At 68.8% G+C, this 14,752-nt stretch carries 12 protein-coding genes; 4 read left to right on the top strand and 8 right to left on the bottom strand.

What is annotated here, in order from left to right; genetic code table 11:
• Positions 1-116: 116 nt before the first annotated feature.
• Positions 117-2,411, top strand: coding sequence for an excinuclease ABC subunit UvrA (locus OX958_RS18180; RefSeq protein WP_270129936.1), 2,295 nt, complete (start codon positions 117-119; stop codon positions 2,409-2,411).
• Here OX958_RS18180 and OX958_RS18175 read toward each other — a convergent pair.
• The 3 genes from OX958_RS18175 to OX958_RS18165 form a co-directional block, all read right to left on the bottom strand.
• Positions 2,393-3,172, bottom strand: coding sequence for an SRPBCC family protein (locus OX958_RS18175; RefSeq protein ID WP_270129935.1), 780 nt, complete (start codon positions 3,170-3,172; stop codon positions 2,393-2,395). The two genes, OX958_RS18180 and OX958_RS18175, sit on opposite strands and share 19 nt — an antisense overlap.
• A gap of 78 nt (positions 3,173-3,250) precedes the next feature.
• Positions 3,251-5,569 carry a M4 family metallopeptidase gene (locus OX958_RS18170; RefSeq protein WP_270129934.1) on the bottom strand — a complete coding sequence of 773 codons (2,319 nt, stop codon included), beginning with the start codon at positions 5,567-5,569 and terminating at the stop codon, positions 3,251-3,253.
• A 359-nt stretch (positions 5,570-5,928) separates the two neighbouring features.
• Positions 5,929-6,717 (bottom strand): SGNH/GDSL hydrolase family protein, encoded by a 789-nt coding sequence (locus OX958_RS18165; RefSeq protein WP_270129933.1) that lies wholly within the window; start codon positions 6,715-6,717, stop codon positions 5,929-5,931.
• A 237-nt stretch (positions 6,718-6,954) separates the two neighbouring features.
• Between OX958_RS18165 and OX958_RS18160 the strand changes: the two genes are divergently transcribed.
• Positions 6,955-8,202, top strand: coding sequence for a hypothetical protein (locus OX958_RS18160; protein WP_270129932.1), 1,248 nt, complete (start codon positions 6,955-6,957; stop codon positions 8,200-8,202).
• Positions 8,203-8,270: 68 nt separating this feature from the next.
• Here the strand turns inward: OX958_RS18160 and OX958_RS18155 are convergent, their stop codons facing one another.
• Genes OX958_RS18155 through OX958_RS18140 form a run of 4 tightly spaced genes read right to left on the bottom strand, consistent with a single transcriptional unit; the run spans position 8,271 to position 11,472 of the window.
• On the bottom strand, positions 8,271-9,041 hold the full coding sequence (locus OX958_RS18155; protein WP_270129931.1) for an energy-coupling factor ABC transporter ATP-binding protein: 771 nt from the start codon (positions 9,039-9,041) through the stop codon (positions 8,271-8,273).
• Positions 9,038-9,805: a cobalt ECF transporter T component CbiQ gene (gene cbiQ / locus OX958_RS18150; protein ID WP_270129929.1), complete on the bottom strand. Its 768-nt coding sequence runs from the start codon at positions 9,803-9,805 to the stop codon at positions 9,038-9,040. Before cbiQ ends, OX958_RS18155 begins: the two co-directional genes overlap by 4 nt.
• The gene (locus tag OX958_RS18145) at positions 9,802-10,818 is read right to left on the bottom strand and encodes an energy-coupling factor ABC transporter permease (protein WP_270129928.1); all 1,017 of its coding nucleotides are present in this window, start codon (positions 10,816-10,818) and stop codon (positions 9,802-9,804) included. Before OX958_RS18145 ends, cbiQ begins: the two co-directional genes overlap by 4 nt.
• A 57-nt stretch (positions 10,819-10,875) precedes the next feature.
• Positions 10,876-11,472: a TetR/AcrR family transcriptional regulator gene (locus OX958_RS18140; RefSeq protein ID WP_270129927.1), complete on the bottom strand. Its 597-nt coding sequence runs from the start codon at positions 11,470-11,472 to the stop codon at positions 10,876-10,878.
• A 97-nt stretch (positions 11,473-11,569) separates the two neighbouring features.
• Between OX958_RS18140 and OX958_RS18135 the strand changes: the two genes are divergently transcribed.
• Positions 11,570-12,307 (top strand): SDR family NAD(P)-dependent oxidoreductase, encoded by a 738-nt coding sequence (locus tag OX958_RS18135; RefSeq protein WP_270129926.1) that lies wholly within the window; start codon positions 11,570-11,572, stop codon positions 12,305-12,307.
• A gap of 14 nt (positions 12,308-12,321) precedes the next feature.
• The gene (locus OX958_RS18130) at positions 12,322-13,071 is read left to right on the top strand and encodes a metallophosphoesterase (protein WP_270129925.1); all 750 of its coding nucleotides are present in this window, start codon (positions 12,322-12,324) and stop codon (positions 13,069-13,071) included.
• A gap of 3 nt (positions 13,072-13,074) precedes the next feature.
• Here the strand turns inward: OX958_RS18130 and OX958_RS18125 are convergent, their stop codons facing one another.
• A complete protein-coding gene (locus tag OX958_RS18125; protein ID WP_270129924.1) occupies positions 13,075-14,661 on the bottom strand; it encodes an ABC-F family ATP-binding cassette domain-containing protein in 1,587 nt (528 codons plus the stop codon).
• Between the last annotated feature and the right edge of the window lie 91 nt (positions 14,662-14,752).

Genomic DNA, 14,752 nt, shown 5'->3' with positions numbered 1-14,752 from the left:
GGATTGCACCGGCGGTTTCACCTGCCGATATAAGGTTGAGTCGAGGATGCAGGCTCAATCACCAGGCGTAGCCGGGTAAAAGTTGCTACGACTGGCTCAATGAGAAGCTGGAACGTATGCCTGCTTCGTTATCTGCTCTCGAAACCGCCGACAGCCACGACGTCATCCAGGTCCGGGGAGCTCGCGAGAACAACCTCGCCGGCGTCTCCGTCGACATCCCCAAACGCCGCCTGACCGTCTTCACCGGGGTCTCCGGATCCGGCAAGTCCTCGCTGGTCTTCGACACCATCGCCGCGGAGTCGTCCCGGCTGATCAACGAGACCTACACCGCGTTCGTCCAGAACTTCATGCCGAGCCTGGCCCGTCCGGACGTCGACGCGTTGCGCAACCTGAGTGCCGCCATCATCGTCGACCAGGAGCGGATCGGCGCCAACGCCCGGTCCACGGTCGGTACCGCGACCGACGCGCACACGATGCTGCGGGTGCTGTTCAGCCGGCTCGGTACGCCGCACGCCGGGTCGCCGTCGGCCTTCAGTTTCAACCGGGCCGAAGGGATGTGCCTGGCCTGCGAGGGGCTGGGGAAGGCGTCCGAGATCGACCTGGACGAGTTCGTCGACCGGTCACTGAGCCTCGACGACGGCGCGGTGAAGGTGCCGGGGTACGGCGTCGGCACGTGGTACTGGCAGTTGATGGCCGGCTCGGGCCTGTTCGATCCCAGCCTGGCGCTGAAGGACTATCCCGCTGACGTGTGGGAGCGGTTCCTCTACCAGCCGGCCACGAAGGTGAAGGTCGGCACGAGCAACCTCACCTTCGAGGGGCTGGTCACCCGGGTGAAGCGGCAACTGCTCACCAAGGACCGCGAGTCGCTGCAGAGCCACGTCCGGGCGTTCGCGGACCGCGCGGTGAAGCTCACCCGCTGCCCGGACTGCGACGGCGCGCGGCTCAACGCGGCGGCCCTGGCGGTGCGGATCGACGGGGTCGGCATCGCGGAGTGCTCGCGGATGCAGATCAGCGAGCTGGCCGGGTTCGTCCGCGGTATCCAGAGCGCCGCGGTCGGGCCGATGCTGGAGGGACTGCGCGGAACACTGGAGTCGATGGTCGACATCGGGCTGGGATACCTCAGCCTGGACCGGGAGTCGTCGACGTTGTCCGGGGGCGAGGCACAGCGGGTGAAGCTGGTCCGGCATCTCGGGTCCCCGCTGACCGATGTCACCTACGTCTTCGACGAGCCGACGGTCGGGCTGCACCCGCACGACATCCAGCGGATGAACGAGCTGCTGCTCCAGCTGCGGGACAAGGGCAACACCGTCCTGGTCGTCGAGCACAAGCCGGAGACGATCGGGATCGCCGACTACGTGGTGGATCTCGGCCCTGGGGCCGGGCAGGCCGGTGGGCGGCTGTGCTACGCGGGCGACCTGCCGGGGCTGAAGAAGTCCGGGACGCTGACCGGGCGGTACCTCGATCACCGGGTCGCGCTGCGCGACCAGGTCCGCCGGCCGACCGGCTGGTTGCCGATCGTGGGAGCGTCGCTGAACAACCTGCGAGAGGTCAGTGTCGAGATCCCGCTCGGGGTGCTGACGGTCGTCACGGGAGTAGCGGGGTCGGGAAAGAGTTCACTGATCCACGGCTCACTGACCGGACGCGAAGGGGTGATCGTGGCCGGGCAGGAGCCGATCCGGGGGTCGCGGCGGAGCAACCCGGCGACGTACACGGGGTTGCTGGATCCGATCCGGGCGGAGTTCGCCAAGGCCAACCAGGTGAAGGCCGGATTGTTCAGCGCGAACTCGGTAGGTGCCTGCCCCGGCTGCAAAGGGCTGGGCGTGGTCTACACGGATCTGGCGATGATGGCCGAGGTCGCGTCGGTCTGTGAGGACTGCAACGGCGAGCGGTTCACCGCCGAGGTACTGGCCTATCAGCTGCGTGGCAAGAACATCAGCGAAGTACTGAGTATGTCGGCGGTCGAGGCGCGGAGCTTCTTCGAGCGCGGGTCAGCGCGGGCGATCCTCGACCGGCTGGTTGCCGTCGGCCTCGGCTATCTGGGCCTGGGGCAACCGTTGACGACCCTGTCGGGCGGGGAGCGGCAGCGGTTGAAGCTTGCGATCCATATGGGCAAGGGTGGGACGACGTACATCCTGGACGAGCCGACGACCGGGCTGCACCTCGCGGACGTCGACCAGTTGCTCACCTTGCTGGACAGGCTGGTCGACGACGGCAACACGGTGATCGTGATCGAGCACCACCAAGCGGTGATGGCGCATGCCGACTGGTTGATCGACCTCGGTCCCGGTGCCGGGCACGACGGCGGTCAGATCGTCTTCACCGGTGTCCCGGCCGACCTGGTCGAGAGCAGCGCCTCGCTGACCGCCGACCATCTCCGCCGGTACGTCGGAGCTCAGCCCGCGCTGGTCTGAGCCGCCAGTCCGGCCGCCAGTTCCTCGATCACCTCACGCCAGGGGGCGAGGTACTGGGCGGCCGGCCCGCTCTGGGTGAGCACGAGCCGCGCTCCCCCGTTGCCGTCCCGCAGGCGCCACGTCACCACTCCGTGCTGCCATTCGAAGCTCAGCTCGGTCGGCTCGACGGCAGTCCTGGCCGGTCCAGCTTCGATGCCTTCGGCAACCAAGCCGTGCAGTGCGGGCCAGACCTGTTCCTTCGGAGCGGTCAGCTGTCGCTCGAAGCGCAGACTGCCGTCGGTCAGCACTTCGCCGGCGTCCAGGCCGTACGTGCGGACGAAGTACTCGTGGAGCAGCGCGTAGTGCGCACGCGGGACGGGCGAGCCGCCCAGTGCTTCGTTGAGGGCGTCGAGGCAGAGGGTCCAGCCGGCGGTGAAGCTGGCCGAGCCGGGACGGTCGTCGTACGTCGCGGTGAGCGTGAGCAGGCAGCCGTCCGCGGTCGGGATCAGCTCCCAGCGCTGGATCTCCTCACCCCAGGTGAACTCGAGCAACCGGGGCGGGTCGTAGGCACGGATCACGCCGCTGTCGGAGTCCTCCTCCCCCTCGAAGGCGAAGGTGATCCGGCCGCTCAGCTGCAAGTCCAGCTCGACCGCGGCCGGGAACCAGGCGGCCAGCTCCGACGGCTCGGTGAGCGCGCGCCAGACCTTCTCGGCCGGATGGCGCAGGGCTCGCTCCATCCGCAGTACGGTCCGGCCGTTCTCGCTGGTCAGCTGCTCGGTCATGAGTCATATATACCCGATGCGGCATATACAGGGCAAGAAAAGGCCCGGCGGACGGATCCGCCGGGCCTTTCCGGTGACCTACTCCGAGCAGGTGTAGATGGTGGCGTTGTCGAGCCACCAGTTACCGGGGATCAGGTCGGCGAAGTCGGCGCCGTTCCCGTTCCAGCGGAACTTCACCAGTTCGCCGCTCAGCTGCGAGACGTCCAGCCGGCTGGTCTCCCAGCCGCCCGAGCTGCCGTGCCAGGCGGCCGGCTCGTCGTCGAAGTTCGGGTCGACGGTCGGCCCGTTCTTCCACGGCAGCGCCGAGCTGTCCTGCCAGGTCGTCCCGTTGTCGATCGAGTAGTCCAGCGTCGCGGTACCGGTGCGGACACCGAAGATGATGAAGACGTTGTAGAAGTTGTACGCGTGCGTGAAGCGCAGGTACGTCTTCTCGTTCTTGATCTTCATCGCGTTCTTGGTCTTCACCGTGATCGACGAGGCCGGGTCGGTGATCTGGCCGTACATCGAGTCGTTGCCGTCCGAGGTGTACGCCGTGTCGACACCGGCGTTCGGGTTGCCCTCGGCCTTGCCGAGCACCCAGCCCGCGCTCCGCTCGACGACGCCGTCCGGGTACTGCTTGAAGCTGGTCGTGATCAGGTTCTTGACCCTGGCGCCGGTGGTGTCGCAGACCGGGGCCTGGGCCGGCTTGCCGACCGTGGGCTCGAGGTCCAGCTCGGTGGCCTTGATGCCCTTCTCGACCTCGGCGCAGTCGGCCTTGGTCATCCCGCGGACGTCGTGCTTCTGGAGCACGTTGCAGACCGAGCGCAGGCCCTCGGCGAGGTCACCGTAGTCGGCGCCGCTGGTCAGCATCTTCTGGGTCTCGTGCCACAGCGCCTCGGACTTCGCGACACCGATCCCGGCCATGGTCTGGCCGTTGAAGGTGCCGCCGTCGGCGATCAGGAACGCCGCCTTGTTGCCGACGCCGGAGTTGAAGTGCACGCCGCCGTTGTCCTGGAAGAACTGGTCGTCGAACCAGTTGGCACTGGTCATCTTGTCCGGGTCGCCGAACGCGGTCGGGTCCTTCATCGACCGGATCGCGCCGAGGCTGGAGCCCTCACCCATCAGCCAGCGGTTGGCCTGGGTGTCGTCCGCGGACCCGTTGGTCAGGTCGACGAACTCGCCCATGATGTCGGACAGCGACTCGTTGATCGCGCCGGACTCCCACAGGTAGGCCAGGGCGGAGGTGTTCTGGGTGACGCCGTGGGTCAGCTCGTGACCGGTGATGTCGTCGGTGCTGACGCCTTCACCGAAGGCCATCTGCTCACCGTTCCAGAACGCGTTGGCGAACGGGCAGCCGCCGTCGACGCAGATCCGGACGGTACCGCGCAGCGCCTTGCCCAGACCGTCGCCGTAGTCGACGCCGATCAGGTCGGTCAGGTCGGTGCCGATACCGGTGAAGGTGTCGGAGGTGTCACCGAAGAACTCGAAGACCTGGTTGACGTCCGGGACCGAGGAGACCGGGCCGCCCTCCACCCGGGAGGCCGCGAAGACGCCGCCACCACAGCGGACGTCCTCGGCGCCGGTCTGGATGATGGTGCGGTTCGCGTCGCAGACCACGCGCTTGATGTGCTCGGTCATGTCCCAGGCGAGCAGGGTCTTGCCGGCCGACGCGTGCACCATCGCCTGCCAGCGGGTGTCGTTGGGGCCGGTCACGTCGTACAGGTAGACCGGGATCGCGACCGAACCCGGCTGCCGGGTGACGATGCTGAGGTCGAACCAGCGCGGTCCGTCCAGCTTCGCGGTGAGCTTCGACGCGTCCAGCTTGCCGCGGTCGGCGACCGACTTGACGGCGGCGTCCTGCGCGGTGGCCTTGGCGGCCTCGACCGCGCCGGCCTTCGGGAACGCGCCGTACGTCGCGAGCGCGACCTCGCCGTTGGCCGAGGACAGGGCGCCGGTCTTGTCCAGGTTGGTGACGATCTCGCCGCCGTAGACCTGGACGCCGTCGATGGTCTGCTGGAACCGGACCTGCGAACCGAGCTTGCCGAGCGAGCTCGACTTCGCGACCAGGTCGGCCGGGCGGGCCCCGAAGTACGGGGCGATCGCGGTGACCTGCGCCTTGGCGACGGCCACGGCGTCGGTCTTGCTGGTGGCGGAGCGGCCGGCCTTGGCGCCGACCGAGGCCGGTGCCTTCAGCGGGGCCGCGGGCCGGATCGAGTGGGCCCGGCCGGTCGCGTCGCGCTTGGTGACCAGGCCTTTGCCGCCGGCCTTCGGAGTTCCGACAGTGCGGATCTCCGGGCTCTTGGCGGCCGTGCTGCTGTCAGCGGACGGGACCGGCGCGCTGTTCGCGAGCCCCGGAGCCGTCAGGCTGAGTGAGACTGCGCCGACCGCGAGGCCGGCGAGCCAGGTGCGAGCTTTCACGAATGTTCCTCCCCTTGCCGTTATTACGCTGAGCGGGCGTAATCGCTGCAATCTGTCATCCGGTGAATCCCACGCGCGACCCGACGTGACGCATCTCACACCCAACCGTTTTCACGTCTCACGGACGGTCACTACAGCGTTGAAACACCCGCTCAGCAGGGCCTACGGAGAGTGCTGGCACTGCTGCGCCGCGACACCAGAAGGTCAATGACGGCAGGCCGCAAAGGGAGGCAGCCCTGCCCGGCGGACGACACCGGCCACCCCTCCGGGGTCGGCCTCGCGCACCGGACAGACCGCTGCGGCACCCCTGCATGACATCACGTCCAGGGGCGCCGCGCAGGTCGAGCCGGTTTCGCGTTCTAGGTCAGGTGGTCGTCGACGAGGTTGGCGAAGCCCGCCTGGCCGGTGGTGTTGGGGTGGTAGGACTCGCTGACCGGGTTCGACAGTCCGTTGATCCATTCGGGGCTGCCGCAGACCGCGTGCCCGACGAAGGCGGCGGTCGGGTTCACGAAGGTGTAGCCGGCCGCACTGGCGGCGGCCGCGATCTTGGAGTTCAGCAGATCGGCGGTCGCGTTCAGCCTGGTCATCTCGTCGGGACTGAAGAAGGTGGCCGCGTTGCAGTCGGTGCCGTTGAACAGCCGCGGGTAGCCGACGATGATCACCTTCGCCGTGGTCGCCCGCGAGCGCACGGTGGCGTAGAGGGTGTTGAGGCGGCCGGGGATCGTGTTGTTGATCGTTGCCTGCGCGGTGGTGACGGCACCGGTGCAGTTGCCGAGCCAGGACGGTTTGGCGCACTCGGTGATCACCGACGAGAAGCCGGCGTCGTTGCCGCCGACCTGGAGCGTGACCCACTTGACGCTGCTGTTCAGCGGGCCGAGCTGCTTGGCCGTGACGTCGGCGACCCGGGCGCCGGAACAGGCGACCGAGGTGAGCGCAGCACCGACGCGAGCCGCGTCGACGTACGGGTAGGACTTGGCCGAGCGCTGGCAGGCGCCGCTGTCGGCAAGGTAGGTGCGGGTGCCGACACCGGAGGCGTACGAGTCGCCGAGGGCAACGTAGACCGGCGCCGCCGCGTGGGCGGGAACGGAGGTGAGCAACGCAGTACCGAGAACTGTGGCGCCGACAAGACCGGCGAACTTCTTCTGCATGGGGCGGACCGCCTTTGCGATGGTGTGGGAGGAGACCAAGGCAGGGTGAACTGAGAGTCACCATCCACCACCGGTGAGTAACACGCAAGAGGTCGGTAAGAAATTCACCACGCCTTGCCCTGCGAGGTAACCAGCGTTGGCCCGGTCCTCTTCGTTCCTCGACCCCGCTGGCCTCGACTCGGCGACCTTTCAACTGCGAAGATCCGGGCTTCCCTGCCCAGACTTCAGGAGCTGACGATGGACGACGAGATTCAGCTGATCAGCGACGGCGACGGACTGGCGGTCATCGGGGAGCCGACGGCGGTCGAGCGCTTCCTCGTCTCGGAGGGACTGCCGTCGAAGGACCTGGGACTGCAGCGGCTCGGATCTGTTCTCAGCGCCGGGTCGGCAGCCGCACAGGCTGGTTCCGAGATCGCGGCCAACTCCGGTCGCTGGGTGAAGCTGACCAAGGAGTCCGCCGCGGCTGTCGACAAGTTCGGCCTGATGAAGGGGTCGGGCTCCGGGGTCAGCCGGGCTGTGGTGACCGACCGCGGCAAGATCAAAGGACTGGTCGAGTTCACGAAGGGGCCCGGGACGCTGCTGACCAACCCGGCGATGCTGGCTGGTGCTGCCGGGATCATGGCGCAGCTCGCGATGCAACAGGCCATGGACGAGATCACCGACTACCTGGCCGTGATCGACGAGAAGGTCGACGACGTACTCCGCGCCCAGAAGGACGCTGTGCTCGCCGACATGATCGGAGTGGACCTGGTGATCGAAGAGGCGATGACCATCCGCGAGCAGGTGGGCCGGGTTTCCGAGGTGACCTGGTCCAAAGTGCAGAGCACTACACTGATGATCGCCCGCACTCAGGCATACGTACTGCGGCAACTCGACGCGCTCGCGGAGAAGCTGGAGCGCGAGACCAAGCTCGGTGAGCTCGCCAGGACCTCGAAGGACGCGGAGTCCAAGGTCCAGGAATGGCTGGCTGTCCTGGCTCGGTGCTTCCAACTGCAGGACGCGATGGCCGTCCTCGAGATCGACCGGGTGCTCGACGCGGCTCCGGATGAACTCGACCGGCATCGCCTCGGCCTGCGGACCGCCCGGCACAACCGGTTGGAACTCATCTCTCGTAGCACTGAACGCCTGATGACCCGCATGGACGCGGCCGCCGGAACGGCGAATGCGAAGGTGCTGCTGCAACCGACCACGGCCCGTGAGGTGGTTCGGTCGAGCAACGTGGTGGTCGGCGCCGTCGCCGACTTCCGCGGGCGGCTCGGGATCGAGCACGAACGACAGTCGCTGGAGGCTCGGCGATGGGCTGACGCCGCCACGGAAGCGAAGGACAAGGCGCTCGAGACGGGAGCAGACGGCGTCGACGCCGCCAAACGCCTCGGCACCGAGACCTTCGGTCTGGCCAAGTCCGCAACGGGCAAGTTTTCCAGTCTGATCGCCGAGCGAGCACTCGGCCGACGCAAGGACGACAAGCCCGACCAGGATGGCTGAGCGAGCATCCAGCGGCTCACACCCGTCAGCACCTCTCTGAAGCCGGCTCCTGTCTTCGAGGCACCAGTTCAGTGCTCGGGGCCTGGGACGGAGAGGGGGTTGAAGCCGTAGGGGAGTTCGAGGCGGTGGGCTGTCATCAGGTCGGCGTTGCCGAGGAGGTCCCGGGTCTTGCCGTCGGCGACGATGCGGCCGGCGTCCATCAGGAGGCTGCGTTCGCAGAGCTGGAGGGCGTAGGGGAGGTCGTGGGTGATCATCAGCAAGGTGACGTCGAGGGACGAGAGGATGTCGGCCAGTTCGCGGCGGCTGGCGGGGTCGAGGTTGCTGGAGGGCTCGTCGAGGACCAGTACTTCGGGGCGCATCGCGAGCACCGTGGCGACGGCGACCCGGCGGCGCTGGCCGTAGGAGAGGTGGTGCGGGGCGTGGTCGGCGTGGTCCTGCATGCCGACCTGCAGCAGCGCCTCGTGCACGCGGTCGTCGAGTTCCGGGCCGCGCAGGCCCAGGTTCGCGGGGCCGAAGGCGACGTCGTCGCGGACCGTCGGCATGAAGAGCTGGTCGTCGGGGTCCTGGAACACCAGCCCGACCTTGCGGCGTACTTCGGGGAGGTGCTCGCGGTGCAGGTCCGAGCCGCCGATCTGGATCCGGCCGCTGCCACTGCCACCGGCGACCGAGCCGAGGATGCCGTTCAGGTGCAGGACGAGCGTGGTCTTGCCGGCGCCGTTCGGGCCGAGCAGGGCGACGCGTTCACCGGGCTGGATGGTGAAGTCGACGCCGTACAGGGCCTGGCGGCCATCGGGGTAGGCGAAGACGAGACGCTCGACATGGATCGATGGACCGCTCACAAACCCGCAAGCCTAGCCGCGACCGCGATCAGGACCGCGAGCAGGGAGATCGTCAGTCCTTCGACCCACTGGTTGCCGGCCGCGCCCGAGCTCGCGAGCTGCGGCATCCGGCCGGTGTAGCCACGTGACTGCATCGCCAGGTGGACCCGTTCGCCGCGCTCGAAACTCCGCACGAACAACGCGCCCACTCCCCCGGCGACGGCCTTCAGGTGACCGATCCTGCCACCGGCGTACCCGCGGGACTCCCGGGCGATCCGCATCCGGTGCAGGTCATCGGAAACCACGCTCAGGTAGCGCACCATGAAGGAGAGGATCGCGACCAGCGTCGACGGCAACCGCAAGCGCTCCAGGCCGGCGAGCAGGTCACGCGGTCCGGTCGACGCCGACAGCACGATCGCCGCGATCACGCCGAGGGTGCCCTTCGCCAGCACGTTCCACGCGCCGAGCACGCCGGACTCGGAGAGCGACAGCCCGAGTACTTCGACTCGCGGGCCCGTCGCGACGAACGGCAGCACCAGAGCGAAGACGATGAACGGCGTCTCCACCGCGAGACGGCGGACGACTGTTGTCACCGGCAACTTCGCCAGTACGACGGCGCCGGCCAGCAGCGCGGCGTACAGGGCGAAGGCCCAGAACACCGCGGCCGGAGTGGAGACGACGGCCAGCACGAAGACGAACAAGGCGACGATCTTGACCTGCGCCGGCAACCGGTGGATCCGGCTGTCGACCAGGACCAGCAAACCGTCTCCGGCCGGACCGCTCACGACCGTTGCGAGCGGAGCGAGGCGATCTTCGCGACCGCCAGGCCGACCACGATCGTCACCAGTACGCCGATGATGCCCGCCAGCGCGCCGGAGACCTGGCTGTTGCCGATGCCGCTCACCCCGTAGTCGGCCAGCGGGCTGCCGGCCACGGCCGAATCCTTGGCGGCGCTCTCGAAGCCCAGGGTCGCTCCGACGAACTCGAGGCCGTCGGGATGCGCGCTGGCGAACAGGCTGATCACCCCGGCGACCAGCAGCGTGGCCGCGACGGCGACCCCGTAGGACCGGCCGGCCGGCTTGGCCGCGACCGGACGGTCGGGTGAGACGGTCGAACTGTTGCCATCGGCATCGACCAGGACGAGATCGGCCTGCAGGTGCCGGGCCACGTAGACCAGGTCGGGCCGGGTCGCGACCACCGCGCTCAGCACGGCGGCGGTGATCACGGCCTCGCCGAGACCGACCAGGAGATGCCAGCCGACCATTGCCGTCGCCAGCTTGCCGATCGGGATCTCGACCGCTCCCCCGACCGCGTAGAGGCCGGTGAAGCACAGTGCCGCGACCGGCACCGAGATCAGTGCGCCGACGGTGGTCGCGGGCACCACGCTGCCGACCCGCTTGGGCATGACCTGCAGCAGCGCGCGGGTGACGAAGTACCCGACGATGACGGTGACAACTCCCATCAGGGTGATGTTCGTCCCGAGGGCCGTCAGCCCGCCGTCGGCGAACAGCAGACCCTGCACGAGCAGCACCGTCGACATCACCAGCACGCCTGTCCACGGGCCGACCAGCGCCGCGGCGAGCGCGCCGCCCAGCAGATGACCGCTGGTGCCGGCGCCGACCGGGAAGTTGACCATCTGGACGGCGAAGACGAAGGCGGCGGTCAGCCCGGCCAGCGCGGGGCCGGTCTCACGGATCTCCCGGTTCGCGCGCCGCAGGCTGAAGCCGACCGCGCCGGCGGCGATCAGGCCGGTCGCGATCGAGGTGGGCGCGTCGAAGAACCCGTCAGGTACATGCATGAGCACATTCTTGATCTTGCTGCGACCCGATCGCAACAAGGGTGCGATTACGGATGGTTACAGCTCCTGGAAGCCGCCGATCAGAGGATTCGGGAGGGTCCGGGCGTTGACCGGCGCGAGACTGTCGAAGGCCAGAGCGAGGTAGCGGCGCCAGGCTTCGGGGTGGGTGTCGAGGATCGGGGCCGCGGTCTGGTGGATGCCACCGAGCAGCAGGACGATGTCGGTGCCGGTGACGTCGTTCCGGATGGCGCCCTGCTCGCGGGCGCGGGCCGTCAGGACCTCGACGGCGCCGGCGAACCGCTCGATGCCCGCCCGGACCTCGACGTTCTGTAGCGACGGCCTGCCGACCACCTCGCAGAACGCGCGGTCGGCGGCGAGCGCTTCGACGCCGTCGGTCATCAGCTCGTGCAGGGCCTCCCCCGCGTCGGTCGCCTCCTGAAGCCTGTCCGCCGTCTCGATCAGCCGGGCGAGCAGCTCCAGCATGATCGCGGCCAGCAGCTCCTCCTTGGTCGCGAAGTGCCGGAACACCGTGCCCTTGGCGACCCCGGCCCGCTGGGCGATCTCGCCGATCGACACGTCGACTCCGCCATCGGCGAAGGCCGTCCGGGCCGCCTCGATCAGCAGGCCCCGGTTGCGCACCATGTCCGCCCTCATGGAACAACGGTACCAGCCAATATGACCAGGCGGTCAGGTTGTGCGTATGCTGAAGATGACCACACGGTCACTTTTCGGTTCGATCGAAGGAAGTCAGATGAACAGCACGCTGGAAGGCAGAGTCGTCCTCGTCACCGGGGCCTCGTCGGGAATCGGCCGGGCCACGGCGCTCGCGCTCTCCGGGGCCGGGGCCAGGGTCGCGGCCGGAGCGCGCCGGGTGGACCGGCTGAAGCTTCTCGCCGAGGCCGCGCCTGGTGAGGTCCTCCCCCTCGACCTGGATGTCGCCGACCAGCAGTCGGTCCAGGCCGCGGTGGCGGCGACCGTCGCCCGGTTCGGCCGTCTCGACACGCTGGTGAACAACGCCGGCCTGATGCTGAACGGCGCGATCCTCGGCGCGGACACCACCCAGTGGACCCGGATGGTCGAGACCAACCTGCTCGGCTCGATGTACGCCGTCCACGCGGCCCTCCCGCACCTGATCGAGGCCAAGGGCGCCGTGGTCCAGATCTCGTCGACCTCGGGCCGGACGTCGTCGGCGATGAGCGGCGCGTACTCCGCGACGAAGTTCGGCGTCAACGCCTTCGCCGAGGCGTTGCGGCAGGAGGTCACCACCCTGGGCGTGCGGGTGGTACTGATCGAGCCGGGCTTCGTCTCCACCGAACTGGCCGGCCACACCACCGACCCCGCCCTCCAGGCCATGGCCAAGGCGATGGCCGAGTCGATGCGGACCCTGCAGCCCGAGGACGTCGCCGGCGCGGTCCTCTACGCGCTGACCCAGCCTGACCACGTCGCGGTCAACGAGCTGCTCATCCGCCCGACGGATCAGGAGCGCTGACATAGGTTGGGTTCATGTATGTGATCGCGCACCTCAGTGACCCCCACCTCGACGGAACCGCCGCGGCGCGGGACCGGCTGCGCGCTGTCGCCGACTACCTGCGAGCGTTCTCCCGGCCTGTCGACGTGGTGCTGGTGACGGGCGATCTGGCCGATCACGGCCTCCCCGCGGAATACGCCGAGGTCGCGGCCGAGCTCGAGCTCGGCGTACCCGTGCTGATGCTGCCCGGCAACCACGACGTCAGCGCGCCCCTGCGGGAAGGCCTCGGCGTCGACTCGCCGGGCGAGGGTCATCCGGTGCACCAGGTGCGCTTCGTCGGGGCGGCCCGGTTCGTGCTGCTGGACACGTCCGTGCCGGGTGAGGATCACGGGCTGCTCAGCGCGGAGTCGCTCGAGTGGCTCGCCAAGGTGCTCGACGAGCCGGTGGACGGTCCGCTGTTCGTAGCGTTCCATCACCCGCCGAACGAGTTGCAGCATCCCGTGCTCGACCAGTGGATCCTCAAGGACGCCGAGCCACTGGCCGCCGTACTGCGGGACAAGCCGATCACCGCGATCCTCACCGGTCACGTCCACAACGGTGTCGCCACCACGTTCGCCGGCCACCCGCTCCTCGTTGCCCCCGGCATCAGGTCGACAGCGCCGCTGCCGTTCGAGCCTGCCGCGGCCAAGGCCCTGACCGACACCGACACCCCGCCTGGGCTGGCCCTCCACGTCGCCGCGGAAGGCCAGCCGCTGGTCACGGTCTACCGAGTCCTGCCCTCCTAGGCCTCACTGGCCCAGCCGCAGCTGAGGCCATGCCTCCGTGTCCCGGCGAAGCTGCCGGTCGTGGGTCGCGAGCACCACAGCCGCTTTGGTGAGCTGCAGCGCCTCGGTCAGCTCGTCGACCAAGGCGATCGACAGATGGTTGGTCGGCTCGTCCAGGAGCAGCACGTGCGGCCGAGCCGCCAGTGCCACAGCCAGGTCGAGCCGTCGCTGCTGACCCATCGACAGCTCCCCGATCGGCTTGTCGAGATCCCTGGCCGCCAGCAGTCCGAGGGAGACCAAGCCGTCCTGGTGAGACCGCAGCACGTCCCGCGCCCGGCCAGTTCGCGCCTGCGGCGACTCCTGCTCCAGCAACCGCACCCGAGCCGACGGCGACGCGTGAACCGAGCCGCTCGTCGGGTCGAGCCCTCCGGCCAGTACCGACAGCAGCGTCGACTTGCCGGACCCGTTGGGTCCGCTGACGACCAACCGCGCCCCAGCTTCGAGGTACACGGTCACCGGCTTCCGCAGCCGACCCTCGACCGTCACCTGCTCGGCCTGCAGAAGCGTCACGCCGGGTCGTGCCGGCAGCTCCGGCATCCGGAACCGTCGTGGTGGGGCCGGTACGGGAAGCGCGTGTTGCTCCAGTTCGTCGCGGCGGCGATTCACCGACCGTACGAGCGCCGGCGCACGAGTCGCCCGCTCGTGCCTGCCGTGCCCCTTCTCCGGCCGCCACCCCGACGACAGGCGATTCTGCGCCGCCGAAAGGTCCTGAGTGAGCCGGGCATGCTCCGCCTGTTGCTGCTCGTACTCCGCTGACCAGCGTTCGCGCTCGGCCAGGCGGCCTTCCTGGTAGCCGGGGAAGCCGCCGCCGTACACCCGTGGCTTGCCGTCCCAGCTCGGGTCGAGGTCGAGCATGGTCGGCGCCACGTCCGACAACAGCGCCCGGTCATGACTGACCAGCACCACACCACCGGGATAGGCCTTGAGTTGGGTGGTGAGGAACTCGAGCCCGGCCAGGTCCAGGTGATTGGTCGGCTCGTCGAGGAGCAGGAAGTCGTGACCTGCGCCGAGCAGGCACGCGAGCCGGACCCGGTAGCGCTGACCGACCGACAGTTCGGCCAGTCGCCGGGACCGGTCGGTGGCCGCACCGAGGCTTTCGAGGGCCAGGTCGACCCGCCGGTCGGCGTCCCACGCTTCGAGGACCTGGGCCGCGTCGAGGGCGGCCGCGTACGCCTCCGCCGCGCCCGGCGAATCTTGCGCGAGTGCGCTGGAGGCGTCGTCGAGGGCCCGCAGTACGGCGCGGACGTCGGCGAGTTCGAGGTCGATGACGTCGCCGACCGTGCGGTCGCCGACCGTGGACATCTCCTGCTCCGCGACGCCGACCGTGCCGACCCGCTGAACAGTCCCGGCATCCGGCTCGAGGACGCCGGCCAGGATGTGTAGCAGCGTGGACTTGCCCCGCCCGTTCTCGCCGACAACGCCCCACCGCGACTGCGGTGAAACGGTCAGGTCGATGCCGGAAAGGACGGTCCGGCCGCCTCTGACGCTGTGAATGCCGCTGGCTGTGAGCTGTGCCCGGGCGCGCGCGGGCAGGGTGATCTGAACAGACATCTCTTCTTCTCTCTCCGAACGGACTGATAGCCGGTGCGGAGAGTGCTCAGACGAAGAAGAAGTAGTGCATGCGGCAACGGTAGCAACGAAA

The organism is Kribbella sp. CA-293567, assembly GCF_027627575.1.
In the GTDB taxonomy this organism is placed as follows: domain Bacteria; phylum Actinomycetota; class Actinomycetes; order Propionibacteriales; family Kribbellaceae; genus Kribbella.
This window is presented reverse-complemented; position numbering and strand designations above follow the sequence as displayed.

What these genes read in the sequence shown, in the direction of transcription:
- OX958_RS18180 (WP_270129936.1), top strand. Translation starts at nt 117, where the DNA reads ATGCCTGCTTCGTTATCTGCTCTCGAAACCGCCGACAGCCACGACGTC.
- OX958_RS18175 (WP_270129935.1), bottom strand. Translation starts at nt 3,172, where the DNA reads ATGACCGAGCAGCTGACCAGCGAGAACGGCCGGACCGTACTGCGGATG.
- OX958_RS18165 (WP_270129933.1), bottom strand. Translation starts at nt 6,717, where the DNA reads ATGCAGAAGAAGTTCGCCGGTCTTGTCGGCGCCACAGTTCTCGGTACT.
- OX958_RS18160 (WP_270129932.1), top strand. Translation starts at nt 6,955, where the DNA reads ATGGACGACGAGATTCAGCTGATCAGCGACGGCGACGGACTGGCGGTC.
- OX958_RS18145 (WP_270129928.1), bottom strand. Translation starts at nt 10,818, where the DNA reads ATGCATGTACCTGACGGGTTCTTCGACGCGCCCACCTCGATCGCGACC.
- OX958_RS18140 (WP_270129927.1), bottom strand. Translation starts at nt 11,472, where the DNA reads ATGAGGGCGGACATGGTGCGCAACCGGGGCCTGCTGATCGAGGCGGCC.
- OX958_RS18135 (WP_270129926.1), top strand. Translation starts at nt 11,570, where the DNA reads ATGAACAGCACGCTGGAAGGCAGAGTCGTCCTCGTCACCGGGGCCTCG.
- OX958_RS18130 (WP_270129925.1), top strand. Translation starts at nt 12,322, where the DNA reads ATGTATGTGATCGCGCACCTCAGTGACCCCCACCTCGACGGAACCGCC.
- OX958_RS18125 (WP_270129924.1), bottom strand. Translation starts at nt 14,661, where the DNA reads ATGTCTGTTCAGATCACCCTGCCCGCGCGCGCCCGGGCACAGCTCACA.